General features: G+C 40.6%; 16 protein-coding genes. 3 read left to right on the top strand and 13 right to left on the bottom strand.

All coding sequences use genetic code 11. The features are described from left to right. Positions 1-12 precede the first annotated feature (12 nt). From AAFF35_RS30795 to uvrB, 11 genes are all read right to left on the bottom strand, one after another. Positions 13-294 (bottom strand): hypothetical protein, encoded by a 282-nt coding sequence (locus AAFF35_RS30795; RefSeq protein WP_342330258.1) that lies wholly within the window; start codon positions 292-294, stop codon positions 13-15. A gap of 6 nt (positions 295-300) precedes the next feature. Next, positions 301-3,867, bottom strand: a complete 3,567-nt coding sequence (locus tag AAFF35_RS30790) for a DUF6443 domain-containing protein (RefSeq protein WP_342330257.1) — start codon at positions 3,865-3,867, stop codon at positions 301-303. Positions 3,868-3,895: 28 nt separating this feature from the next. After that, positions 3,896-4,702 (bottom strand): hypothetical protein, encoded by an 807-nt coding sequence (locus AAFF35_RS30785; protein WP_342330256.1) that lies wholly within the window; start codon positions 4,700-4,702, stop codon positions 3,896-3,898. 29 nt (positions 4,703-4,731) lie between these two features. Beyond that, the gene (locus AAFF35_RS30780; protein WP_342330255.1) at positions 4,732-5,580 is read right to left on the bottom strand and encodes a hypothetical protein; all 849 of its coding nucleotides are present in this window, start codon (positions 5,578-5,580) and stop codon (positions 4,732-4,734) included. Between the two features lie 455 nt (positions 5,581-6,035). Further along, positions 6,036-6,242 carry a hypothetical protein gene (locus tag AAFF35_RS30775; RefSeq protein WP_342330254.1) on the bottom strand — a complete coding sequence of 69 codons (207 nt, stop codon included), beginning with the start codon at positions 6,240-6,242 and terminating at the stop codon, positions 6,036-6,038. A 163-nt stretch (positions 6,243-6,405) separates the two neighbouring features. Next, a complete protein-coding gene (locus tag AAFF35_RS30770) occupies positions 6,406-8,313 on the bottom strand; it encodes a family 20 glycosylhydrolase (RefSeq protein WP_342330253.1) in 1,908 nt (635 codons plus the stop codon). Between the two features lie 9 nt (positions 8,314-8,322). Further along, the gene (locus AAFF35_RS30765) at positions 8,323-8,457 is read right to left on the bottom strand and encodes a hypothetical protein (RefSeq protein WP_342330252.1); all 135 of its coding nucleotides are present in this window, start codon (positions 8,455-8,457) and stop codon (positions 8,323-8,325) included. Between the two features lie 164 nt (positions 8,458-8,621). Continuing rightward, positions 8,622-11,105: a hypothetical protein gene (locus AAFF35_RS30760; protein ID WP_342330251.1), complete on the bottom strand. Its 2,484-nt coding sequence runs from the start codon at positions 11,103-11,105 to the stop codon at positions 8,622-8,624. An 87-nt stretch (positions 11,106-11,192) separates the two neighbouring features. Then, a complete protein-coding gene (locus AAFF35_RS30755; protein ID WP_342330250.1) occupies positions 11,193-11,441 on the bottom strand; it encodes a DUF4834 family protein in 249 nt (82 codons plus the stop codon). A 93-nt stretch (positions 11,442-11,534) separates the two neighbouring features. Continuing rightward, a complete protein-coding gene (locus AAFF35_RS30750) occupies positions 11,535-11,732 on the bottom strand; it encodes a YwbE family protein (protein ID WP_074608155.1) in 198 nt (65 codons plus the stop codon). A gap of 1 nt (position 11,733) precedes the next feature. Next, positions 11,734-13,770 (bottom strand): excinuclease ABC subunit UvrB, encoded by a 2,037-nt coding sequence (uvrB, locus tag AAFF35_RS30745; RefSeq protein ID WP_342330249.1) that lies wholly within the window; start codon positions 13,768-13,770, stop codon positions 11,734-11,736. Between the two features lie 368 nt (positions 13,771-14,138). On the opposite strand from uvrB, the gene AAFF35_RS30740 reads away from it, so the two are divergent. From AAFF35_RS30740 to AAFF35_RS30730, 3 genes are all read left to right on the top strand, one after another. Beyond that, positions 14,139-14,960 (top strand): DUF6266 family protein, encoded by an 822-nt coding sequence (locus AAFF35_RS30740; RefSeq protein WP_342330248.1) that lies wholly within the window; start codon positions 14,139-14,141, stop codon positions 14,958-14,960. A 252-nt stretch (positions 14,961-15,212) separates the two neighbouring features. Next, the gene (locus AAFF35_RS30735) at positions 15,213-16,154 is read left to right on the top strand and encodes an ABC-three component system protein (protein WP_342330247.1); all 942 of its coding nucleotides are present in this window, start codon (positions 15,213-15,215) and stop codon (positions 16,152-16,154) included. A 216-nt stretch (positions 16,155-16,370) separates the two neighbouring features. After that, the gene (locus tag AAFF35_RS30730) at positions 16,371-18,101 is read left to right on the top strand and encodes a DUF2326 domain-containing protein (protein WP_342330246.1); all 1,731 of its coding nucleotides are present in this window, start codon (positions 16,371-16,373) and stop codon (positions 18,099-18,101) included. Positions 18,102-18,357: 256 nt separating this feature from the next. On the opposite strand, the gene AAFF35_RS30725 is transcribed toward AAFF35_RS30730, so the two are convergent. Then, complete coding sequence (locus AAFF35_RS30725; RefSeq protein WP_342330245.1) at positions 18,358-19,698, bottom strand: RagB/SusD family nutrient uptake outer membrane protein; 1,341 nt, start codon at positions 19,696-19,698, stop codon at positions 18,358-18,360. 18 nt (positions 19,699-19,716) lie between these two features. Next, entirely contained in the window at positions 19,717-23,184 is a 3,468-nt protein-coding gene (locus AAFF35_RS30720) for a SusC/RagA family TonB-linked outer membrane protein (protein WP_342330244.1), read from the bottom strand. Positions 23,185-23,301 lie beyond the last annotated feature (117 nt).

Raw genomic sequence — 23,301 nt, 5'->3', positions numbered from 1 at the left:
CAGATGGTGGCTTTAGAGAAGTTCTTTAACTACTCCTTCTCCAAAAGGTTCCCGACCTTCACCAAAAGTAAATCTCGAGCCCAAACCAAAATTTTCTCCTAAGAACTCTCTATGCAAAAAGGCTATCTCGACAATATCTTCATCTCCAGGAGGAAAGTCACTCCGACCCTTCAAAGTAATTTGCCCGGACGTCTTCACCTCTCCAACGAAAGTAAATAGAGGCCTATAACCCGTCATAAATGGCGTTTTACGACCATTTATATACAATTTAATTCTTGCTTTTACTCTTATCATAATTGGCTAAGGAATTGGACTATAATTTAATGGAACGCCTTTTAGTCTACTCAAGTTCTTCGCAGCAATATCAATTGCATTCATCCCATCTGCCACAAACTTATGAGCTCCGTTTAAAACACTGTTAGGAATCCGTACTTTCATTATGGTGTTGGGAATGCCATCTAAGCCATAGTTATATTTACCAAATTGCGCCGCCTCTCTTAATGTTGGAGCAAATAATTTTGATTCATATCCACCCTTCATAACTCTAAATCCAAATTGCGCAATATCGTCTGCCTCCGCAGAAGAGACTGCCCTAAAAATTGTACTGTATCCACCGCCAGAAGACAGACCCTCCGCAAAGGCAGCCCTTCTTCCAATTCCATTTATCAAGAAGTTTCCGGCGCTTTCAGTTGCACCTACTGCACCAGAGGCTGCAATGGCGCTCACTGTCGCAATTCCTTCTGCCATATTCAGTGTAGGCATATTCGCCTTAACCGCCTCACCAATTGATGGTCCCGCAGGTCCGGCATCTAACTGAGGAAGATTATAGCTCCAGGTCTTATCTGAGTTTAGATTGATTTTATATCCTGATGCAGTGGTGGCAGTTCCATCTTTACCCGCATACAGCGCACCTTCTCCATAAAGAGCCGTTGCACTCTTCTGATCTGTTACATTATCATCCCACTTCGCATATGATTTACCATCCACTTCATATTTAACCCAATCATCACCTTTCATCCCATCAGGATCTACGAAACGTAATGGATTATTATATACGAAAGTATATGGCGAATACCTCCTCATTTGCTCCGCAAGCGGATCTACAACATTCCACCTCCCAATTACCGGATCATAGAACCTGGCTCCATAATCGTACTGCTCTCCTAACTCATCCTGAACCTCCTTTCCGTTATAAAGATATTTATTCGGCCCCGCACTCACAACTTTACGCTTTCCAAATGCATAATAATTATCTGACTGTAAACCCCGAAGTAACTTTGAATCTGGATGTTGGTTAAAAGTAAACCTCACATTCCCTAAATGGTCGGTCAGGTTGTACTCATAACTATAAGTCCCTGAATTGTTTCTGGCCAATCCTTCTTCGGTATGGATCACCTCTATTACCCCATTCTGGTATTCTATTCCTGAAACATAATCTCTCGCCACCCCAAGACTCAGTTTCTTTAATTTATTTCCTGTTGCATCATAAGTATAAGCCAGGTCTACTCCTGTCTTTTTTGCAGTAGCCGGAAGGTTCAGTACATTGTAAGTTAGAACCACGCCCGTCCGTCCATCAGTGGTCACATTCCCATTCGCATCATAAACATAAGTTCCGGTAACCAGCGGAGCTCCACTAATATTCGTCAAACGGTTACCTGCATAGTTGTAAGTTCCAAGACCCGCCCCATCCCGGTTCATCGTCTTGATGTTCCCCATCACATCATAACTCAGCACCTCATTCATCACAATTCCCGTACTAATGCTGCTGGTTAGCCGGTTTAATTTATCATAACCATAGGTAAATTTATTTGTTAAACTGGTTCCTGCTCCCCATTCCTGATTGGCAATGTTTCCATTGTATTGTGGTGTAGCCCCATCATTGTACTTCATAATCAGGCTGAACTGACCGGAAGTACTGCTCCTCAGCCAACCACGTTCATTATATCCGTATTGGGTGTTTTGCAGATAACTTATCCCATTGTCGATACTGTGCAATTCTTTTTTCAGCAGCTGTCCGATTTCATTATAACTCAGCTTACTCAATACCACCTCCGGACCGGTATTGATCTGCTCAAGGGTAGCCAGTTTTCTTCCCATATGATCATATTCATATTTGTTGGCAATTGTAGTCACTGTGCTGCCTGTAGTATGTTTTCTGCTGCTGGCCTTTAATTCACCTGCAAAATTCCAGGTATTAAACACTTCATCAGTTCCGATTAAATGATGCTGGCTTTTAGTCCTGAGTACCCTACCCTCTGCATCATAATAACTTGTGCTCAACCGCATGGTGCTTAATTGTGTTGCCCCAGCCCCCAGCAGATTGACTTTGCTTCCCGTAGCTAAACTTTTAACCGAATTACTTTCTCCGGTTGATGGGCCTGAAAAACTATTCCCATAGAAATCATAACTATCAAAATAATTGATCGTATAATAGTATTCTACCAGGTTATGCTTCGGAAGGGTCCGGTTGGTATACCCTGTACCCGTTAAGCTGATATTGGTATCGTCACGAACTTCCCATAACGTACAAAGGGCACATGAAGTATCCTGCCCATCAACATCAGTCTGCCAGACTGCCCTCGACAAAACACTATTGATAATCCCCGTTATTATTGATCTGCCAAACGCATCGTATTTACTGAATAACCATTTGCCAGCTGCTTTTTGCAGGGCATCCTGACTCATTACAGCCTGATCCAGTTTATTGTAAACCATATATTCCCAACCCTTACCCGGAAGTTTCTTTTCAATCATCCGTTTTCTTCCATCATACCGGTATTGATAGCAGAAATCATTCAGAATAGCCTGAGATGGAACTGTAACTCCGTCTGGCGCAGCACCGGGAGGCAGTACAAAGCTCAGGTTGCCGAGATCATCGTACACATAATAAGTAGAAAGGGTTTCTATAGTACCCAGTCCATTTTTATTAAAGGTACGCTTTAGTACCACCCTGTCTTCTTTATCCTTATATTCTTCCGTGGTTCCTGCTTTTCCATCGGCGGTTACCCAGTTCTCATCCTTACCAATGGTTAAATACAACTGGTTAGTCCCGTAATAACCGGTTCCTGAAAGCGTACGTTCATGGGTCTGCCCAGCTGTTATTACGGCATTGGCAGCGTATAGCCTTACTGCAAAACCGGTAGTCGCATAATTTACATCAACATTGTTTGTTCCGTAATCCAGTTTTTGAGTATGTCCCGAACCTAGCTGCCAGGCCGCACCAGGCGCCCCCTGTTCCAACACCCGGTTTAAAGGGGAAGCCTCGAACCTCGTTTCTGAAAAAGCAGCTGAGGGTATCGGAACAACTCCCGGAGCAAGCTGCAAAGTTGGATTGGTATAAAACGTCCCCTGATCAACAATTGCTGTAGCTTTAAAGCTGCCATTACTGGCAGCAACTGTAGAAACATAGGGCAGGTATTTTTTAGCTTCCCGCCCAAAAGCATCATAAGCAACTGGCTGGACGATATCTCTGAAAGCCGGGCTTCCCTGTACGCTGATCGTTTGTTGCGGACGGCCAAGCCCGTCAAAGTACTGTATACTTTGGTTTTCGTCACAAACCTTCCGCTGAACTTTAAGATCAGCATCCGTCTTGACATCAGGAACTTTAAAGGTCCGCGTTAAAATATAATTCTGATTAGTACTGGGAACGGAAAGCAAGTCTACACATTCCCGGAAATTTGTACCAATATAAATCCGAACCGTGTCGCCCAAAGGAATATGAAAACCCGGTTTAAGTGTAATACTTTTTGTCGCTCTGATTTCAGACTGTTTGGTATAGCTGCTTAATTCAATATCAGGTTGTTGGGCATAAACCATACCAGATGCAAGCCATAACAGTAGCGTGGAGAGCAATAATTTCTTTTTCATTTTATAGTTTAGTCTTTGAAGTTCATTTCTATAATCCAGCTTGTTTTTTAACTGGTTGTATCAGCTGTTCAAGCCTATGGATCCGGCTTTCCTGATCTGCAATTTTAGATTGCTCCTTCTTCAATTCTGATATTTCTTTATCTTTTTCAATCAGGTATAAGGTCAGTTCCTCAATCTTCTTCAGCAGTAGCTTGTTCATTTCCCCTAAGGCTATTCCATCTTTTTTCACTTCAGCAGCAGAAGGAATTTCAGGTAAGTGCTTATGGAATTTAATATAGTTTTCCAACTCCAGAAGAGATAAAATTTGATGATTAGCATCAAAAACATAATCAGGCCAGTTTGCCGTTTCGACCTTAACCTCTTCCGCACGGATCCTACCTCGAACAGATAGTTTCTCTTTAGGGGTAACAGTACCTATTCCAATATTCCCGGCCTTATCTACTGTTAATGCAGTAATATTTGTCCCTTCAAGATCAATTACATTCAATCTGATCTCCTGATCCAATAATCTCATGTAAGACCCTCCTCTTACCGTACTTATTCTTACTACTCCGTTGGCAGAGTTGCTATTATATACATTGTTTCCAATTCCTGTACCGGTATAAGTCCATCCAGGTTCACTTGCCCACAAAGTAAGATGGGCCTGTTGTAATGGGTCAGCAGTATAATAATGGAGATTCAGGTTAGTGTTTGTATGACCACCGATCATTTGTAACTGATACTGCGGGTTTGTTGTACCAATACCAACCTTTCCAGTTACAGGAAAAGTATTTGTCTGCCCAAAGGATCGGACAAAAAACAGTGTCATAGCACTTAACATGTAAATTTTAGTCATGTTTTTTTAAATGATGATTATCATGAAGATCAGTTTTTGGCTTTTTTAGGATTAACAGAATCCAGTTTCTCCATCAATAACTTGATTTGAAGTTCCTGAGCTTCCAGCCTTTGGGTATTCTTCAGATTTATTTTGTTTTCCTGAATTACATAAAGTGTCAGCTCTTCTATCTTCTTTAATAATCGTGCATTCATTTCTCCCAGGTCAACTCCATTTTTTTCTACTTCTACGGCCGATTGAATCTCTGGTAAATGTCCCTTTTCCTTAATATGCTTCTCTATATCAGCAAGTGCAGGCAGTTTATAGGCATCAGTAAACACATAATCCGGCCAATTCGCAGTCTCTACCTTTATTTCTTTTGCCCTTATATTGCCATTAACCGAAAGCTTTGAATCCGGATTAGCTATCCCTATACCAACATTTCCGTTTTCAATCGCTTTTATGGCAATTTGAGCTCCATCAGTTTTATAAGGGTTTCCCACATATAAACTCCAATCATTGGTCATAGGAAGCAGCTTATTTACAGTCAGGTCATTCCCTGTTACATTTAAAGCCGTCCAGGCGGAATTGGCATTAATAGACCTTACTTTTACGTTTATTGTAAGAGGAGCTGCAGGATCTCCAAAAGTATTAATTGCCCTGATCCTCATTCTGGGACTACCGTATTGCGTATTAAAATCAATGGTAAAATTATGCCCATCAGATCCACTATTCGCATAACCATTACTATTCACTCTACCAACTTCTCTCCAAAGATTGGAGTTATTATGGGAAACACTGGCAAGGTAAGTTGCAGCAGCAGCCATACTATTCCTGACATAAGAAATCGATATTTCATAATTTCCTGAGGCTCCTGCACTAATAGGTGATGTTTTCAAGAATTCAATATAATCTCCTTTAACAAAACCAGCGGGGAAAGTTACCTGCCCCTCGTAATCCTCTATAGAGAAATAATTTATTTTATTTTCAACAGTGCTACACGAATACTTATTAAAGGTCCGGCCCGCCATTGCTTGCATTACAGTTAAACTTAATAACGAACTAATACAAATTATCGAGCGTATTTTCTTTTTCATTCTGCAACAAAGATAACATCACACTTATTTAACTTGTATTATTTTAAAAAATACTTTCCTAAAATTTTTATTTCCTATTAACCAAAAGTAAAGCTACTCAGCTCAGGGTATTTCAAAGTGCCTCCAGTTAACCTGGCGGAGCCACAGCCCAGTTAAAGCAATTCCACCGGCGTGGAAATTATTGGTTTTTGCCATCAAAGTAGTGCCAGTATCGCTCAGGTAAATAGCAACAATCAGATCTAACTCTAAATGCATAATTAAATATTTATCCCGAAAGACATAACGATAGCTGATACCCCCATTACCACACATAAAATGATAAAAGCCCAGGTCGCAACATACTCCCTTGCCACAAAAGATTTCACAGCTGTTCTGTTAGAAAGCCTCAGTCCTTCAATTGCTCTGTACAAAAAATAAGCGATCAGGAAGAGGCCCAACCCACCAAGAAAGTATTTCCAATCCATTTGTTCTTTTTATCTTTAAGTTTATCAATTAAACTACAATATCAGACAAACAAACCTTTTTCGCAAATAAGAGGACGTACGCTAACCTGATCAGCACAAACCTGTTTCTCATCAACAAATGCAATGCCCGTATAAAATGTCTTTTTCATCAAGATAAGAACAACTATTTTTCCAGGCGTTTTTCCAGATCCGGAATGCTTACCGAGATCATTTTTCCAATGGGCTTTCCATTTCTGTAAGTTAAAACCCGGAACAAATCTGCTCCCAAAGGAATGCTTAATGGTGCTTTATATGCGGCTGAAAATTTATCCGGGTAGGTGCCGTCGAAAGTATAATACACCTCCAGGTTTTTCAACTCCGTATCCAATGCAATTTGAAAAGTTTTATTGACGCTGTCTTTAACAGGCCTGATCACAGGATCGTATATACTCCTTGCATAGTTCGTGTTTGAAAAGTCATAACGTGCCATATGACCTTCCATTCTCGGAATAAAATTCTCCCAGTTTTTTAGTTCTTTTGGCGACCATAATGCTTCTGCTAAAGCAAATGCCCGGGGCCAGGTCATATACTCTGCATGGCGATAACTGGGAACAGACTCTGTCCAAAGACTACCTTGCCCTCCCAGAATCAATGCAGGGTTCAGCACTTCTTTTGGAACAGGATCAAAATTATAGCAATTGCGCAGTGTAAGCATCGAGTAAGTAGGTGGTTCAACAGCGGGGTCTCCCTGGTAAAGATCCAGGTAACAATTATCGGTGGGAGTCATGACCACATGGTGATTCATCTTAGCTGCATCAATCCCTCCCTTCATTCCCCTCCAGGACATTACAGTTGCTTCAGGAGCCAGACCGCCTTCCAGAATCTCATCCCAACCCATTAGTTTTTTACCTCTGGCCTGAACCATCTTTTCCATGCGCTTGATGAAATAACTCTGCAGTTCCTCCACCGATTTAAGCTTTTCGACTTCCATTCTCTTTTTACACTTCACACAGTCTTTCCAAGCCCCTTTATCACATTCATCTCCTCCAATATGGATATACCGGCCCGGAAAGAGTGCAGCGACCTCTCCGATTACTTTATCCATAAATTCAAAGCTCTGCTCATTTCCCGGGCATAGCGCATTCTCTTTCTTCTCAGGAAAGTTATTGCCAACATTTACGCTAAACGGGCCTCCGCTACATGACAATTCAGGATAAGCTGCCAGGGCAGCGAGGCTATGTCCGGGTACATCAATTTCAGGTAATATCGTCACAAACCGCTTACTCGCATAAGCGACAATTTCTTTAACCTCTTCCTGAGTATAATACCCTCCATAGCTGGCAATTTCACCAGCTGCCTGAGGTTTCCGGCTCCACCATAGCCCCATTCGCGGCGCTCTCCATGCCCCCACACTAGTGAGTTTAGGCAGGCTCTTGATTTCTATACGCCATCCCTGATCGTCGGTCAGGTGCCAGTGAAAAACATTCATTTTATACTTTGCGAGCTGATTGATGTACTTTTTAACCAGCTCCTTTGGAAAGAAATGGCGACTTACATCCAGCATCAACCCTCTCCAGGCAAATCTTGGATAATCGGTAATTTTCACACAAGGTATCGTCCAGTTTTGATCATTAACTTTTGCCGAACTTTCAATTGTTCTGGGCAGCAACTGCATCAGGGTCTGTATGCCATAAAAAAGCCCAGCTGGTTTATTTGCCTGAATGTTAACTCCCGAAGGTTTCACATCCAGCACATATCCTTCTTCGCCGATCAGTTTATTATAAGTGCTGTTGATATTAAAATGAATGCCATCTTTTCCCTGGCCAGAGCGGAGCAGGGAATACCCTGTCGGCATTTTTACCATGGCAGCAAATAATTCCGTGATATCCTTATAGGCATCCGCTGAAATCAACCTGGTACTACTTTTCAATTTGAAAACACCTGCCCGGTTCTCTACTTTGACAGGTAAAGGAATCAAGTCCGGATTTGTTGGCTTAGCTTCGTTTGTGGAAGCCAAACCAACAACTGGTATCGCTAATGTCAATACAGTAGCCAGGAAAATCAGGCTTGCCAATAGTATATTCTTTCTCATATCTACGCGTTATTGTTTATTCAACTCCTGCCATTCCAGTGGTATCATTTTCCAGCGCCTGTTTTCAGGGCCATCAATTTCAGGACCATACCATACAGACTCCTGCAAAAATTCAGTTCTGGTTTTGCTTCTAAAATTAATCATCAAATCATTTTAAGCGCTTCTTTTTTTACCTAACTATTAAGCGATTTTGGCGTACAGTCTGTTTTTTGAAAAAACCCGGTGATTCTTTATGATGAGCCCCGCTCGGGCCATAAAAAAGCCCGATACTTTTTAGGTATCGGGCTTTTCTTTTTTTAAGAATGAGCTTAAGCTGCCTTCTTCTTTTGTTTGCTTTCTGAATAAAATGCGAATCCTAAACCTGCAAGTAACAGGATAGAACCTGCTAAGGATATTTTTTCACCCATATAGTAGGAAACCGGCTCAAACTTGAACTCTACTTTATGATTTCCAGCTTTCAGCTGAGCTGCACGTAACACGTAATCAGCTCTGAAATAAGGCTTCAATTCGCCGTCCACATACATGTTCCAACCTTTGTCGTAATAGATCTCAGAGAACACCGCAATGATATCTCTGGGCGCGCTGTAAGAATACACCAAATGATCCGGGTGGTAACTATCCAGTTTAATGAATGCAGTTGGATCTGCACCAACACTTCTGGTATCAATTAAAGATTTATACCTAATGTCTACAATCGCTTCCTTTTTAGGGTCAAAGCTACTGATCGCTTTCATTTCTTCATCCGCATCCTTTGCGAACTGAATATTCTGAACGATCCAGGCATGTCCTGCTGCAGTCGGGTTGCGTTGCATTTTATAAGATCCGTTTTTAGGATCCTGTGTGATCAGATATTTCGTATTCAACATATCCAACACATCCTGATTAATGCTTTTTGAGAATTGGTTATCAATTAGTTCCTGATAACGTTTCAGCTTAGCAGCATGGTAACCACCCACTGTTTTGTGGAATTGAGAAGCACTTGCATCCTGGAAAGTAGAGATACTTAAATCCAACACCCTATAATCCGGATCTTTATCCGCCATAATAAAGGTATCCACATCACGTGGCTGAAAATGATTATTAACATCACTTTTGCTGGCAAAATTGCTGTTATTTAAATAACGGCGATCCACCTGCCACATGTCGACCATGATGGCAACTCCAAGTAAAATCACTGCCGTTTGTACGTTCAGTTTCTTATTTAAGAAAGCCCAAACCAGGCCATAACCAATCACGATAAACAATAAAGAGCGTAAAGCATCCGCACGGGCGATGTCTGCGCGGTCAGAAACCAATGCACTGGCAATATTCTGTGCGATTCCGCTATTGTTTTCCAGCATCTGTGTCAATGCCTGAATCATTTGTGGGTGATTCTCTGCGGTGAAGCTAAAGAATGCCGTAGGCATAATCGCTACTAATAAACTGAAACCACCAGTGATTCCGGCAGCAATAGTTAACTTTTTAACGAGTGTTTTTTGATCATAAGTACCTTCCTGTGCTTCTTTTATCGCAAGGACAGCCAGAACCGGCACCATTAATCCAACCAATGCCAGAATTGATTCTACCGCTCTGAACTTGTTGTACATTGGGAAATACTCGAAGAAAAGATCTGAAATCATCGGGAAGTTCCTTCCGAAAGACAACAACATAAACAAGATCGTTGTACTTAAGATCCACCATTTGATTCTGCTTCTAACGATCAACAGACCGAATACGAACAAGAAACAGATGATTGCACCAAAATAATAAGGGCCTGAAGTACCTGGTTTCTCACCCCAATATTGTTGCAAACCAACCTGACCTGCCAGTTGTTGAATGGCCTGGGTTGGATCTCCACCTGTAATTCCCTGTAACGCTTTATACGTATGGCTCTCTGGTTTCACCAATTCGTCTATGCTTGTTGGTCCACCATAAAGGTTTGGAATAAGGAAGGTAAAACTCTCTCCTACACCCTGACTCCAGCCATAAGCATACTCTTTTGACAAACCGTTTTTCTCTTCTGCCTTATCTGTTGTTAAATTAGATTTACCTCGGTTAGACTCCTTACCATACTCGTAAGTTGTCCATAATTTTCCGGCATTGACCATAAAAGCCAAAACCATGGCAACGGCAAGGAAGCTCAGCGCTTTTCCAAAAGCTGCTGTTTTTTTCTCTTTAACCGCATGGTATACTTCAATACCGATAAAGATCAACAGTGCAATCATCAGATAATAGGTCATCTGAATGTGATTCGCCCTGATTTCTAAAGCCAGGAATAAAGCCGTTAAGCTTCCTCCCAACCAGTATTTACCCCTGAGGGTTAGGATGACCCCCGCGATGATTGGCGCACAGAAAGCAATGGCTAATGCCTTATTGCTATGCCCTGCGGCGATAATGATAAAATTATAGGAAGTAAAAGCGAAAGCTATTGCTCCTGCTGCAGCGAGCCAGGGGTTTACCCTTAGTACGCAAAAGAGCAGATACGCACCTACCAGGTACAATAAAACTGCATCTACAGGATCAGGAAAGATCGCTTTTATGAAAGAGATCACATAAGTTGCTCCATTGAGCGGGTGTTGTACCCAAATCTGATAAGCGGGCATACCTCCAAACATCTGGTTCGTCCAAAGTGGCCCTTTGCCATCTTTAGCCTTATAATCCATGATTTCTTTGGCAGTGGCCTTTGCCTGTATAACGTCACTTTGCGCAGGAGCTTTTCCTTGCAATACGGGACTGAAATAGACAAAACAGATGATAACAAAAAATCCAATGATGGCCAGGTGTATGCCATTCGCTTTTAACCAATTATTCATTAAGGTTTGTTTAAGATTAAACTAACCCCAAAAATATAAAATTGATACAGATTAGGAAGTAAATTTATCGATAAGAATAAAATACCTTTATTTTACCTCTTCATAGTCTACGAAATCGCCTAGTTTATCTGTTCTCCCGCCTTTAGGCTGGGGAGGCATATAATCAATAGAAATAGCTCCTTCAGGTCTGCTGTTGCGTTGTCTCGACTGGTTTTCAGCTTGTTGCTGAACCTTGCTAAACATATTTTTTAGTACCATTGGAAATATCAGACGGAAAATCAACCGAAGGATATAGAGTACTAAAAAAGCGATAAAAAGAAATTTTAAAAATGCCATTTTGTTAATTTAATGTTTACAAATATAGACGGAATTAGATTTTCATTATTACAAACCCCTTCTGATTATTGCATTTTGATTACATACCTGGTATTAATCTTCTACAATTTCAGCCACACGCCCTACCTGACCATCTTCCAGGCGAACTTTAATTCCTCTGGAATGAAAAGCAGAAGAAGTGAGCAAATTGGCAACGATGCCTCTTGTTAACTTTCCGCTTCTCTGGTCTTTTTTCAGGATGATGTCTACTTCTAATCCCGGGTAAATGTCTTTTCTATTCTTTCCGTCCATCTTATTTACTAAATCTTTCTTCAAATACTTTTTCCATGGCAAACATTTCATCACGTAATCTTGCCGCCATTAGGAAATCCATTTCTTTTGCCGCCTTTGCCATGTCCTTACGTGTTTTATCAATTGACTTCTGCATTTCGGGCTTCGTCATGAACTGCACAATAGGATCTGCAGCCATACTTACTTCATCCACCTCTACATAAGCCTTGGCTCTTGCCGCATTACCAGAGAAATCCAATACTGAAGTCTGTTCCAATATCGCTTCCCTGCTCTTGCCCACTGTTTTAGGTGTGATGCCATGCTCTAAATTGTATTCAATTTGTCGGGCGCGGCGTCTGTTGGTTTCAGAAATTGTTCTCTCCATCGAGTCCGTGATGTTGTCAGCATACATGATTACTCTTCCCCTGTCGTTCCTGGCAGCCCTTCCGATCGTCTGAATCAGCGCCCGGTCTGAACGAAGGAATCCTTCTTTATCTGCATCCAAAATTGCTACCAGTGAAACTTCCGGTAAATCCAGTCCTTCCCTTAGTAAGTTGATCCCGATCAACACATCAAATTCACCCAGGCGAAGTCCACGGAGGATTTCCACCCTTTCCAGCGTTTTCACCTCAGAGTGAATGTAGCGACATTTTATGTTTAGGCGGTCCATATATTTTGCGAGTTCCTCTGCCATTCTTTTGGTCAGTGTAGTCACCAGGATCCTATCGCCCATTTTGATTGTTTTATCAATCTGATCCAGCAAATCATCCACCTGGTTTACGGCAGGTCTGATTTCAATCAGCGGATCCAGTAAACCTGTAGGCCGGATGACCTGTTCAATGACCACACCTTCGGTTTTCTGCAATTCATAATCCGCCGGAGTTGCACTTACATAAATGGTTTGTGGCGCAAGGCTTTCGAATTCATCGAAATTTAAAGGTCGGTTGTCCAATGCGGAAGGCAGTCGGAAACCATATTCTACCAAGGACATTTTACGTGACCTGTCTCCACCATACATGGCGCGGATTTGAGGTACCGTTACGTGGCTTTCATCGATCACCATCAGGTAATCGTCTGGAAAATAATCCAGCAAACAGAAGGGGCGCATTCCAGGAGAACGGCCATCAAAGAAGCGGGAATAATTTTCAATTCCTGAGCAATAGCCCAGTTCTTTCATCATTTCAATATCAAAGTTCACCCTTTCTTCCAATCTTTTGGCTTCCAGAACCTGTCGATCGCCAATCAATTGATTTTTGCGGATCTCCAGTTCTTCCTGAATCCCCCAGATGGAAGAGGTAAAACGGTCTTTTGGTGTCACGAACAAGTTTGCCGGATAAATGGCCATATCTTCCAGTTTCTCCAGGGTTTTCCCGGTTACCGGATCGATTACACTTAACTCTTCAATATCATCCCCAAAGAAAGAAATGCGGTAGGCATTGTCCAGGTAAGCTGGAAAAATATCTACGGTATCTCCTTTAACCCGGAATGTTCCCCGCTTAAATTCATTGATGGTACGGGCATATAAAATCTCTACCAGACTGTGTAAAAAGCTATTTCTGGAGATTCTGGTACCTACCGCAAAACGGAAAACTGATCTGGAGAAATCTTCCGGATTTCCCATACCATAGATGCAGGAAATGGAAGAAACGACAATGACATCTCTACGGCCGGACATTAATGCCGAAGTAGTGCGTAGTCTTAGCTTCTCGATTTCTTCGTTGATGCTCAGGTCTTTTTCTATATAGGTATTCGTACTGGGCATAAATGCCTCAGGCTGATAATAATCGTAATAGGAAACGAAATAGTTGACCGCATTTTCCGGAAAAAACTGTTTAAACTCCCCGTAAAGCTGTGCCGCCAATGTTTTATTATGACTCAGAATTAAGGTTGGTTTTTGAGTTTGTTGAATAACGTTGGCTATGGTAAAAGTTTTACCAGAGCCTGTTACGCCTAGCAATGTCTGATAATTTTCTTCGTTATTTACCCCTTCTACCAGTTGTTTGATGGCACTGGGCTGGTCTCCTGTTGGCTTATAGTCTGATACAAGTTGAAATTTCATCTGTAGATTTTCTATTTATCGCTCACGCTCGGTTCGTAAGAATCAAAGATAAGGAATTATTTATGTGGATTAACCTTTCCATCTATAGCTTATGCTTCAGGAGGCAGCATCATGCACTAACCATCGTTATTACTATGCTTCCAATTACTTCTATTTTGCTTCTTTATTGAGGGTAGGTTGCTAGGGCCCAAGAGGGCCTGTAGCCTCATCAACCCTTGTTCTTCTCACATGAAAATTATTTGTAAAATAAAAGCAATTGGTAACTTGATGTACGCTTATTATTCACTTTAATAAAACTTATTGCTTATATTGGTATTGTTGATATAAAACTTATTAACTGATTTCACTGAATAATTAACCTGTTAAATATGGCAAAAGCACCAAATGGCCCTCTGGGGGCGTTAAATGGAAAATTACACAACCTGGTTTTTTACATGCTGAACGGACAGCCTGTTGTTCGTATGATCGGCGATCCGGGTAAACCAAGCAGGAATCAGCTGGCCAACCGTCAGGCGATGTCTGTGACGATGGAAATGGTGAGCAGGATCTCTGAGTTTACCAATGTCAGCTTTGAGCTGGAAGCAAGAGGAACGGTACGAAATGCCCATAACCTCGCGACTTCTTATATTAAAAAACATGCTTTAAAAGGGGAATACCCAAATATTTCTGTGGATTACAGTAAGGTCATACTCAGCAATGGTAATTTACCAGGTGCAAATAATCTTAAAATCGAAAAGAAGGAAAAAGGAGTATTGGTGAGCTGGGATCCGAGTGGTCAGTACAACGACACGGTGATGATTCTTCTTTATCACCCGCTGGAAAAAACGGCAATGTCTGTGATTAATGCCTGCAGGAGAGATGCCGGGAGTTATTTTATCGATTTGTACGAGCAGCGGGTTGAGGAACCGATAGAAGCCTATATCTGCTTTAAATCCGCCAATGGCAAGGCCATTTCAGACAGTGCTTATATTGGAAATTTGAACGGGGAAGTAGAAAGTAAGGAAAAACAGCAGGAGAAACAGAAATATGCGCTGGTAAAGCAGCGGTTTGATGTACTGGAGGCCGATTATTTAAAACAAATGGCAGATAATTACGGAAATCCCGTCAATACTAAAGCCTTCCGGAATCTGGAAATGGAATACGAGGTGCTGAAGTATAAACTGGCAAATCTTCCAGGGAAACCAAGCTAAAAAACAAGCCAGATTAATTATTTTTCCGGAAAAAGCTCAGATTAATCACGTTAAAAAATCAAACAAGGATTTCCTAAGGGGCCGTTATGCCAAAAAATTAATGCCTGTTCTATAATTTACCTTCAACTACTTTTCTTGCTCATGATCAGCGAATGCGGTTAATTTCTATATATATTATTTATTTAACAATAAGAATAATAAATTAAATGTATACTTTTACATTTCCTAAACTAATGCAAGGATTAACATATAATGACTACTCAGGAAAAAGCTTTAGCGAGAACGCTATTTAAACTCAAAATTCATGAGTCAGATGGCGGTAAATACGAAAATATTTTCACCGCTATTATGAATTATGAAGCGCTTTCATTTCAGCAGATTAAACCCTGGGGCAATATTGGGGATAGAAAAAATGACGGATATATTCCCAATAAAGAGATATACTTTCAAGTGTACGCTCCAGAAGATATTAGGAATAATTATCCAGTAGTCATCACAAAATTAGATACAGACTTTAAAGGCTTATTGAAACAGTGGCCAAATGTCAGGGAGTTTTATTTTGTTATCAATGATAAATATCACGGTGTAAATGCAGATAGTGAAAAAGCCTTAGCCAGTATTATAAGGAAGAATAAACTGAATAATGGTGGATTTATAACTTCAAAAGATTTAGAAAACAAGTTATTTAAATTGACTGATGATCAAATCATAACGATTACAGGTTTTTTGCCAGACACCAATAGCATCACTAATTTGGATTTTTCAGTACTTTCTGAAGTTGTTGGCTATATTATGAAATTACCGATTATTCCTGTTCTGGAAAAAATTGAATTTCCAGATTGGGATGAAAAGATTAAATTCAATAAACTAAGTCCTTTTACTAAAAATTATTTAGAGATAGGAGTGCAAAAATTAGGAGCTCTAAATCAGTTTATATCAAATCAGGGCTTTTTGGAGGATTCCCTTCAAGAGCAGCTTTCCGGCCTATATCAGAACTTAAAGACACCTTTTAATAAAGAAACTGAGGAAGAGTATCCTGGCGATTTAGTTTTTTGGGAAATGGTCAAGCAATGCTCACCTAGAAATGAAGCTCATTTTGAATCCGCGGTCATTACTATCCTTGCAAAATATTTTGAATCTTGTGACATTTTTGAAAAAAATCCTGATCTAACATACAATGGTACTACCAAGTAAACATGTGAACTTTTCCGAATCTCTTTTAGGGTTTGGCAGCTATTTGCTCCAAAAGCTTGATCGACCATCGAGTGTAGACGAACTATGGAAGGCATATCAGACAGATTTAAAATTAGGTTATTATTTTGCAAAACAGAGCTTTGACAATTTAACACTTACATTAATATTTCTTTATGGCATTAAAGCAATCAAAGAGGAGAAAGGGGTAATTCACAAATGCAACTGATCTCTCTTGAATCCAATCATAGCAGTTTTAGGCCAGTAATCTTTAAAAACCGCACTGGTTTGAATTTTATAGTCGCAAGACAGTCGGCAAATAACCAAAGTAGCGATAAGACATTTAATGGCGTAGGAAAATCTCTGTTAGTAGCATTGATTCATTTCTGTTTGGGTTCAAGTAAAAAGGACTCACTTAAAAAGCACTTACCTGGCTGGAGTTTCACGCTGACTTTTATTATAGATGGAGTTCAATACGTTACATCCAGGTCTACTGACAATCAAACTAAGATTAATTTGGATGGAGTGGCGGTAAAACTGGTCGAATTCAATAATAAATTTGGGGATCTAATTTTTGATATACCAGAGGATGTCAGTCAGTTGTCATTTAGAAGCCTGCTTCCCTTTTTTATCCGTCCCAGACGTGGCTCCTATACATCCTTCAACAATCCAAATGTTGTAAACAATGACTTTCAGATTTTAATAACGAATTCTTTCCTTTTGGGGCTAAACGTTCATTTAGCAGAGGAGAAATTTAAGCTGAGAAAAGAAAAAGAGCGAATCCGAAACTTAGTTAATGAATTGAGTAATGATCATTTGCTGAAGGATTTTTTTATTGGCAATAGAGATGTTTCTTTAGCAACACAGGATCTGGAGGATAAAGTAAAATACCTTGAATCAGATTTGCAAAAATTTAGAATTGCTGAAGACTATTATGATATAAAAAAAGAAGCCGACAGAATAAAGAAAGAATTGGAGAACACTCAAAATCAAATCGTGTTGATACAAAACCAAATTCTAAATATTGAAGAGAGTCGAAAAATCTCCCCTGACATCAAAAAGGAGAATATTGAACGGATATATAAAGAAGCCTCCGTTATTCTAGCCGACGGCGCATTGAAAAAATTAACCGAATTGGAACAATTCTATAAACACTTAACAATAAATAGAGAAAAGAGACTAATTGACCAAAAAGACTTATTAACGAGAGAACTAAAAACACTTTCTAATCATTTTGAAGCATTAAAAAATGATTTTGATAAAAATCTAAAATATCTTGATACTCATCATGCTCTAGATGTTTTTGTTAAGCTAACAAATAAGTTGGCTGATCTCAAAAGCGAGAAGGATAAATTAACAAGATATGATGAACTGCTAAAAGAATATCACAAGTCAAAACTTAAAATCGAGAAAGACTTTATTGAAGCAACGGATGAAACTGACAAATATATTGCCGAATTTGAAAACGTCATAAAGGCACTTAGAGATTTCTTTAGGGAATTAACCAAAAGATTTTATCCCAAGTCGGCGGCTGGTATAACAGTCTACAATAATGACGGAGACAACCAATTAAGATATGATTTTGATGCAAAAATAGAAGCAGATGCCTCTGACGGGATCAATAGCGTTAAAATATTCTGCTATGATTTAACCTTACTTCTAAAAGGATTTGGGCACAAAATGCAGGTTGTATTTCACGATAGCAGGTTATTGGATGGTATCGATCCAAGACAAGTGGCTGAATTATTCAAAACCTTGAGAAACTACATACTCCCTGGCAATAAACAATATATACTTACAATAAATCAAAATCATTTAGATGAAATGAAACAATATCTATCTGAAGATGATTATAAATCCGTCGTATTGGACAGCATTTGCCATGAACTTGAAGATGACTCAGCTTCCGGTAAACTTTTAGGAATCCAGGTGGATATGACCTATGATTAATCCTTATCTTTTAAAGCATGCTCTTTAAAAAGAGCGTTTAAGGTTAAATCTGATAGCTGCCTGATAGTTGCAAAATAGAAAAAAAGCAGATCAGAAAAAATTCCCCTTAAATAAAAACTCCCCTGGACGGGGATTGTCCAGAGGAGGGTATTAGGGGGGTATTATTGTTTTGCAGCGCAGATTCCTGCTGCAAGTTTTTTTCCAAGTCTTTATGTCCCGTTTCGGTACAGAAAGACTGTTATTTTCTAATGGCCAGTTACCTTACATTTTGTGCTATTCCAGACTTCCTGATGATCTGATCGGGAATAGGCAGTGCATATTTCGGATCATTTGGTGGTAAAACATATTCCTGACTTCCGCCACTGCGCTTTAAAGTCAGGGCAAATTCAGGTTCTTTATTCAGACGTTTTAAATCCATCCATCGCGTTCCCCTAAGCACCAGTTCCTTTCTTCTTTCCTTCAGAATTAACCGCAGCGCTGCTGATTGATCAGTAGCTGTTAGCGGAATAAAATCTTTGATTCGTTTTTTTAGCAGGGTATTCAGGTCGTCCATCGCGTCGTTCACTTTATTTGCTCTTGCAGCCGACTCTGCCCTGTTCAGGTACATTTCGTCTGTTGCCACTCCTGTGAAGTAGGCATAACTGCCATCGTAACTTCCTTTAAAACCCATCGATCCATCCCTGTTTTCTTCAAAGAAAACCGTCTTCCTGTAATCATTATTCGGGTACAAATCATATAAAGACTGATCAATCTCAGGTGTAAATGAGACTTCCATTGAGAAAAACATGATAATTTCCGGATTGGTGATTCCCGGCAAAGGATAAAACTCGGTGTTGTCCAAATCTGCATAATCAATCAGTTGATTATTCAGCTGTAAAGCAGCATCAGCGTACTTTCCGGCATTCGGATAATCGCGCATCGCCAGGTATACCCTTGATAAATAAGCATAGGCTGCTGCCTTTGAAGGACGGATATTATGTGCTGCATTTGCCGGCAATAAATCTGCGGCCTGTTTCAGGTCATTTAAGATCCTGTTGTAGGTCTCCTGCACATTTGGCCTTGTTGTTTTCACATTAAAATCGGAAGTCATCGTTAATGGAATTCCCGGATCAGTCATTGCGGAAGCAGGGTCATAGGCTTTCGCCCAGTTCAAAGCAGCCTCAAAAAATGCCCTTCCACGGAAGAATAAGGCCGAGCCTCTTACATTGTTCCAGCTTTGCTCATTAAAGCCAGTCTTGCCAATCTTTTCGGTTCCTTCAATAGAAACATTGGCAATAAACACTTGCGTATAACTGGAAGACCAGTCGTTACCATTAACATCGGAGAAGCTTTTGTCCTGCCAGGTGTATAAATTACGTCCTTCCACACTGAGACGGTTGTAAGCATCAGCGCTTAAGGAATAATCGTCTGAACTGACAAATGCAGCAATGTTAGAGGACAGGTTCAGTTCAAAATTACCATCTAAAAGCGTTTGATAATCTTCCAACGATTTTGGCACCAGCAGCTTTTTATCCGGTTTTTCATCCAGAAATTTCTTACAGGAAGCAAGTGTACTAAGGACGGCCAGTAACAGTATATATAAATTAATCTTTTTCATTGTATCCATTATTATTGATTAAAAATCCGCCTTTAATCCAAGCGAGAAGCTCGCTCTAGGGTTAAACTCATTGTTATACTCAGGATCTATCCCGAACTTATTTGCCCTCCATAAAACCCCGAGGTTACTTCCATTAGCAAAAAACTGAACCTGCTCTACCGGCAATTTCGACCAGTGGCTTTTCTTTAAGCTATAAGCAAGGTTGACAAACTGAAGGCGGATATGATCGGCTTTGCTAACCAGAATTTCCGACATATTATAGAAACCACTTCTATCGGCATTATTGGGATAAATAAATGAAGGAACGTTGGTATGTTTTTCGTCGCCAGGTTGTTGCCAGCGTTGCGCGTAATCCGCATGCCCACCATTGCCCGAACTAGATACCAATGTCGAATAGTTTACCGATTGTCTTCGGAAATAGTGTCCCATTTTATAGCTTAGATTAACCGTCAGCGACAGTTCCTTCCAGCTTAGGGTATTCATAAAATTACCAAAGACCGTTGGTGTAGCAGAACCGGAAAAGACCATATCTGAAATCTTACTGTTAGCCCCTATAAATGCTTTATAATCTTTTGAGACCTGACCATTCAAATACCCCTGAGGATCGCCTGTAAGTGGATCCAGTCCTGCCCATCTATGAGATACGATGGCAAAGACCGGTTGTCCGACCAGTGGCAGAGGGGCTAATTTCAGGCCATCACTTACGTAATCACCTCCACTGGTACTTCTCAGCAAATATTTAGTCACCTTATTGGTATTGTAGCTGAAATTTAGTTGCTGCGACCATTTAAATGTCCGGTCGATAAGATTAGCCCTCAACTCTACATCAATTCCATTTCCAACCATATCTGCTACATTTCTGGTGATCCTGGCAATTCCGGTCGTGGTATAATCCATATCATCAGTCCCAAAAAGATCCCGTCCTTTTTTATGATAATATTCAACGCTTCCTGAAAGTACATTATTGATCAGCCCGAAATCAGCACCGATATTGAACATATTTACCCTTTCCCAGCGAAGCTCGTTATTTGGAAACTGACTGATGACAGACTGAGGAAAACCAGTATAAAAAGCAGATCCGGCACTTTGTAAAGTAAGCACTGCCGTCTTTCTGCTATCCAGGTTTCCACTTGCACCGTATGTTGTCCTTAATTTCAAATAAGGTAAAAATGCCAGGTTGTAAAACGATTCCTCAGAAAGGTTCCAGGAAGCTCCGGCAGACCATAAAGGGACGCCTTTTTCGTTCGTTTTTACGCCAAACAGATTAGACATATCCTTACGTACACTTCCCGAAAGGGTATATTTGTTTTTATAGGTATAGGCGGCATTTCCAAATAAGGACACGAAGTTATTCAACAATTCATCGGCCCTCAGTCTTGAAGGAAGAAATTGATTATTTCCGGAAATAAAATTCGGATAACCATTCATGAAATCAGGTTTTCCGGACCTCAGGTTCTCTTCGTCATAGCCATAAGTAGTATAGCCGTCTATCACAGTAGAAATCTGTCTTACTTCTGTTCCCGCCAATACCACCATCTGATGATCTCCGACCTTTTTGTTATAATTTAACTGTAAGCGGCCATTCTGAGAAATGATGCTTTGGGCATCGCGGGTCAGTATCGCTCCGTATGGAGCATTGTAAGTCATCACACCTGTCTTCCGGTTCAGTTTCGAAAAAGAGTTCAGTAAATCCCTGGTTTCAAAACTCCCCAGGTCTCCGAGCAGGTTTGTTTTCCTTTGCTGATTTTCGTATTGATATTTAAGGTCCAGGTTCAGGTCTTTGGTCAGTTCATAGTTCAGGCCAACATTTGCCATGATGCTTTGAAGATTCACTTTGCTCACATTATGTTTATAATTTTCCAGCGGGTAAAGCTTCCAGTCCATCAATTTCCCCATTCCGGCGGTATCCGTATAGGTTTTCCGATACACATGAAAAGGAATCGCATTTCCCCCCTCATCTGCCAGTTGAGTATAAGGGTATATTCTCCTTCCGCCAAGGGTATTCATCTTGTAACCTGGCTTTCCCGATGTGGTATTACTGTTGGTATAATAAAGCGAGGTACTGATCTGTAGTTTATCTATCGGTCTGAAGGTATTTGCTGCACGGAGGTTAATGCGATCGTACTTTTCTGAAAGTACAGACAAATTCCTGTCGTATCCTCCGGAGATCATATACGTCATTTTCTGCGCACCCCCCTGCAGGTTCAGTGCATACTGTTGGTTGACTGACGCTTTATACAGATATTCCGAAATTTGATTTCTGGAATCAATTCCCCTTAAGGCATCAATGCCTGATTTAGCCTGATCAGCTGTGATCTTTTTATCCCTCGCTGCGATCAGTAATTCTATGACCTCCGACAACTCTGGTCTCCTTTTATCGTTCTCCTGTACTTTATAGGCCCCTGCTGCAAACATGGTCTGCTCCAGGTCAATAAAATCACTGGTGCTCATCTGCTTAAGGTCAAAAAGATCCGGTTTACCGGTAACCGTGACGTTGGAATTGAACTGAATTTTCAGTGGTTGATCGTACCTTCCTTTCTTCGTCACGATGACAATCACACCGTTTCCGGCTCTGGCTCCCCAGATAGAGGAAGCGGCAGCATCTTTCAGAACGCTTATACTTTCAATGTCGTTCGGATTAATATTGTTGATGTCTCCTTCATAAGGAAAATTATCCAGCACAATTAATGGTGCCATGGAACCATTGATGGTACTCACCCCCCGAACTGTCAGTTGGGCCCGGTCTGCGGCTCTGTCGAAAGAAACACTGTTTGTAACACCATCCAGGCGGTTCAGGATATTTCCGCCCACCTGTTTATTCAGCGTTGCATTGTCAATCAGGGTAAAGGAACCTGTAGCTCTTTCTTTAGGAATTTGCTGATAACCGGTATTGACCATTACCTGCACTTCTTCCAGCTCTCCGGCCTTTACCTCTAGCTGGATGGAAGGGTTTAATTTGAGCGCAGCAGCACTGATTTCTTTGGTTTGATACCCGATATAAAACACCTGTAAAATGGCATTTTCTTCTATATTCTTGAATTGAAACTCCCCCTTTTCGTTGGTCAGCACCGTATGTTCTGTTCCTTTGATTTTAATGGTGGCTTTAGGAAGACCTTGCCCGGTTTCATCGAGAACTCTCCCGCTGACGTCAATAGCCGCCATATATGCGACAACTTTATCAATGATTGATTTCTCTTTGACGCGGATGACAATACTTTTATCTTCTATGGCATAGGATAAGTCCTGTTTTTGCAGGCACATTTCCATCACAGCTGTTAAAGTGGTATTCTTAAAATTAACGTCTATACGTTTCCCGGCATCCAGACTTTTATCTGCATAAAACACGTGATAACCAGTCTGTTTGGCCACCTCTCTAAAAATCTGTTCCAGGCTTACTTGTTTTTTGCTCAAAGTTATTTTCTGAGCAAACCCGGCAGCGCTCACCTGTAACAAGCTGGCCGTCAATATAATTATGATTAATTTCACAATTAATAGGAATTTTGTTGGCAGCCGGGAGCATAGCATGCCTAGGTTAAAAGCATTTAATTTCATAGTTTTGGTTTAGTTGGGTTAATGCCCGGAGTGGGTGCGATCTTATTTCTC

This window comes from Pedobacter sp. FW305-3-2-15-E-R2A2 (genome assembly GCF_038446955.1).
GTDB lineage: Bacteria > Bacteroidota > Bacteroidia > Sphingobacteriales > Sphingobacteriaceae > Pedobacter.
This window is presented reverse-complemented; position numbering and strand designations above follow the sequence as displayed.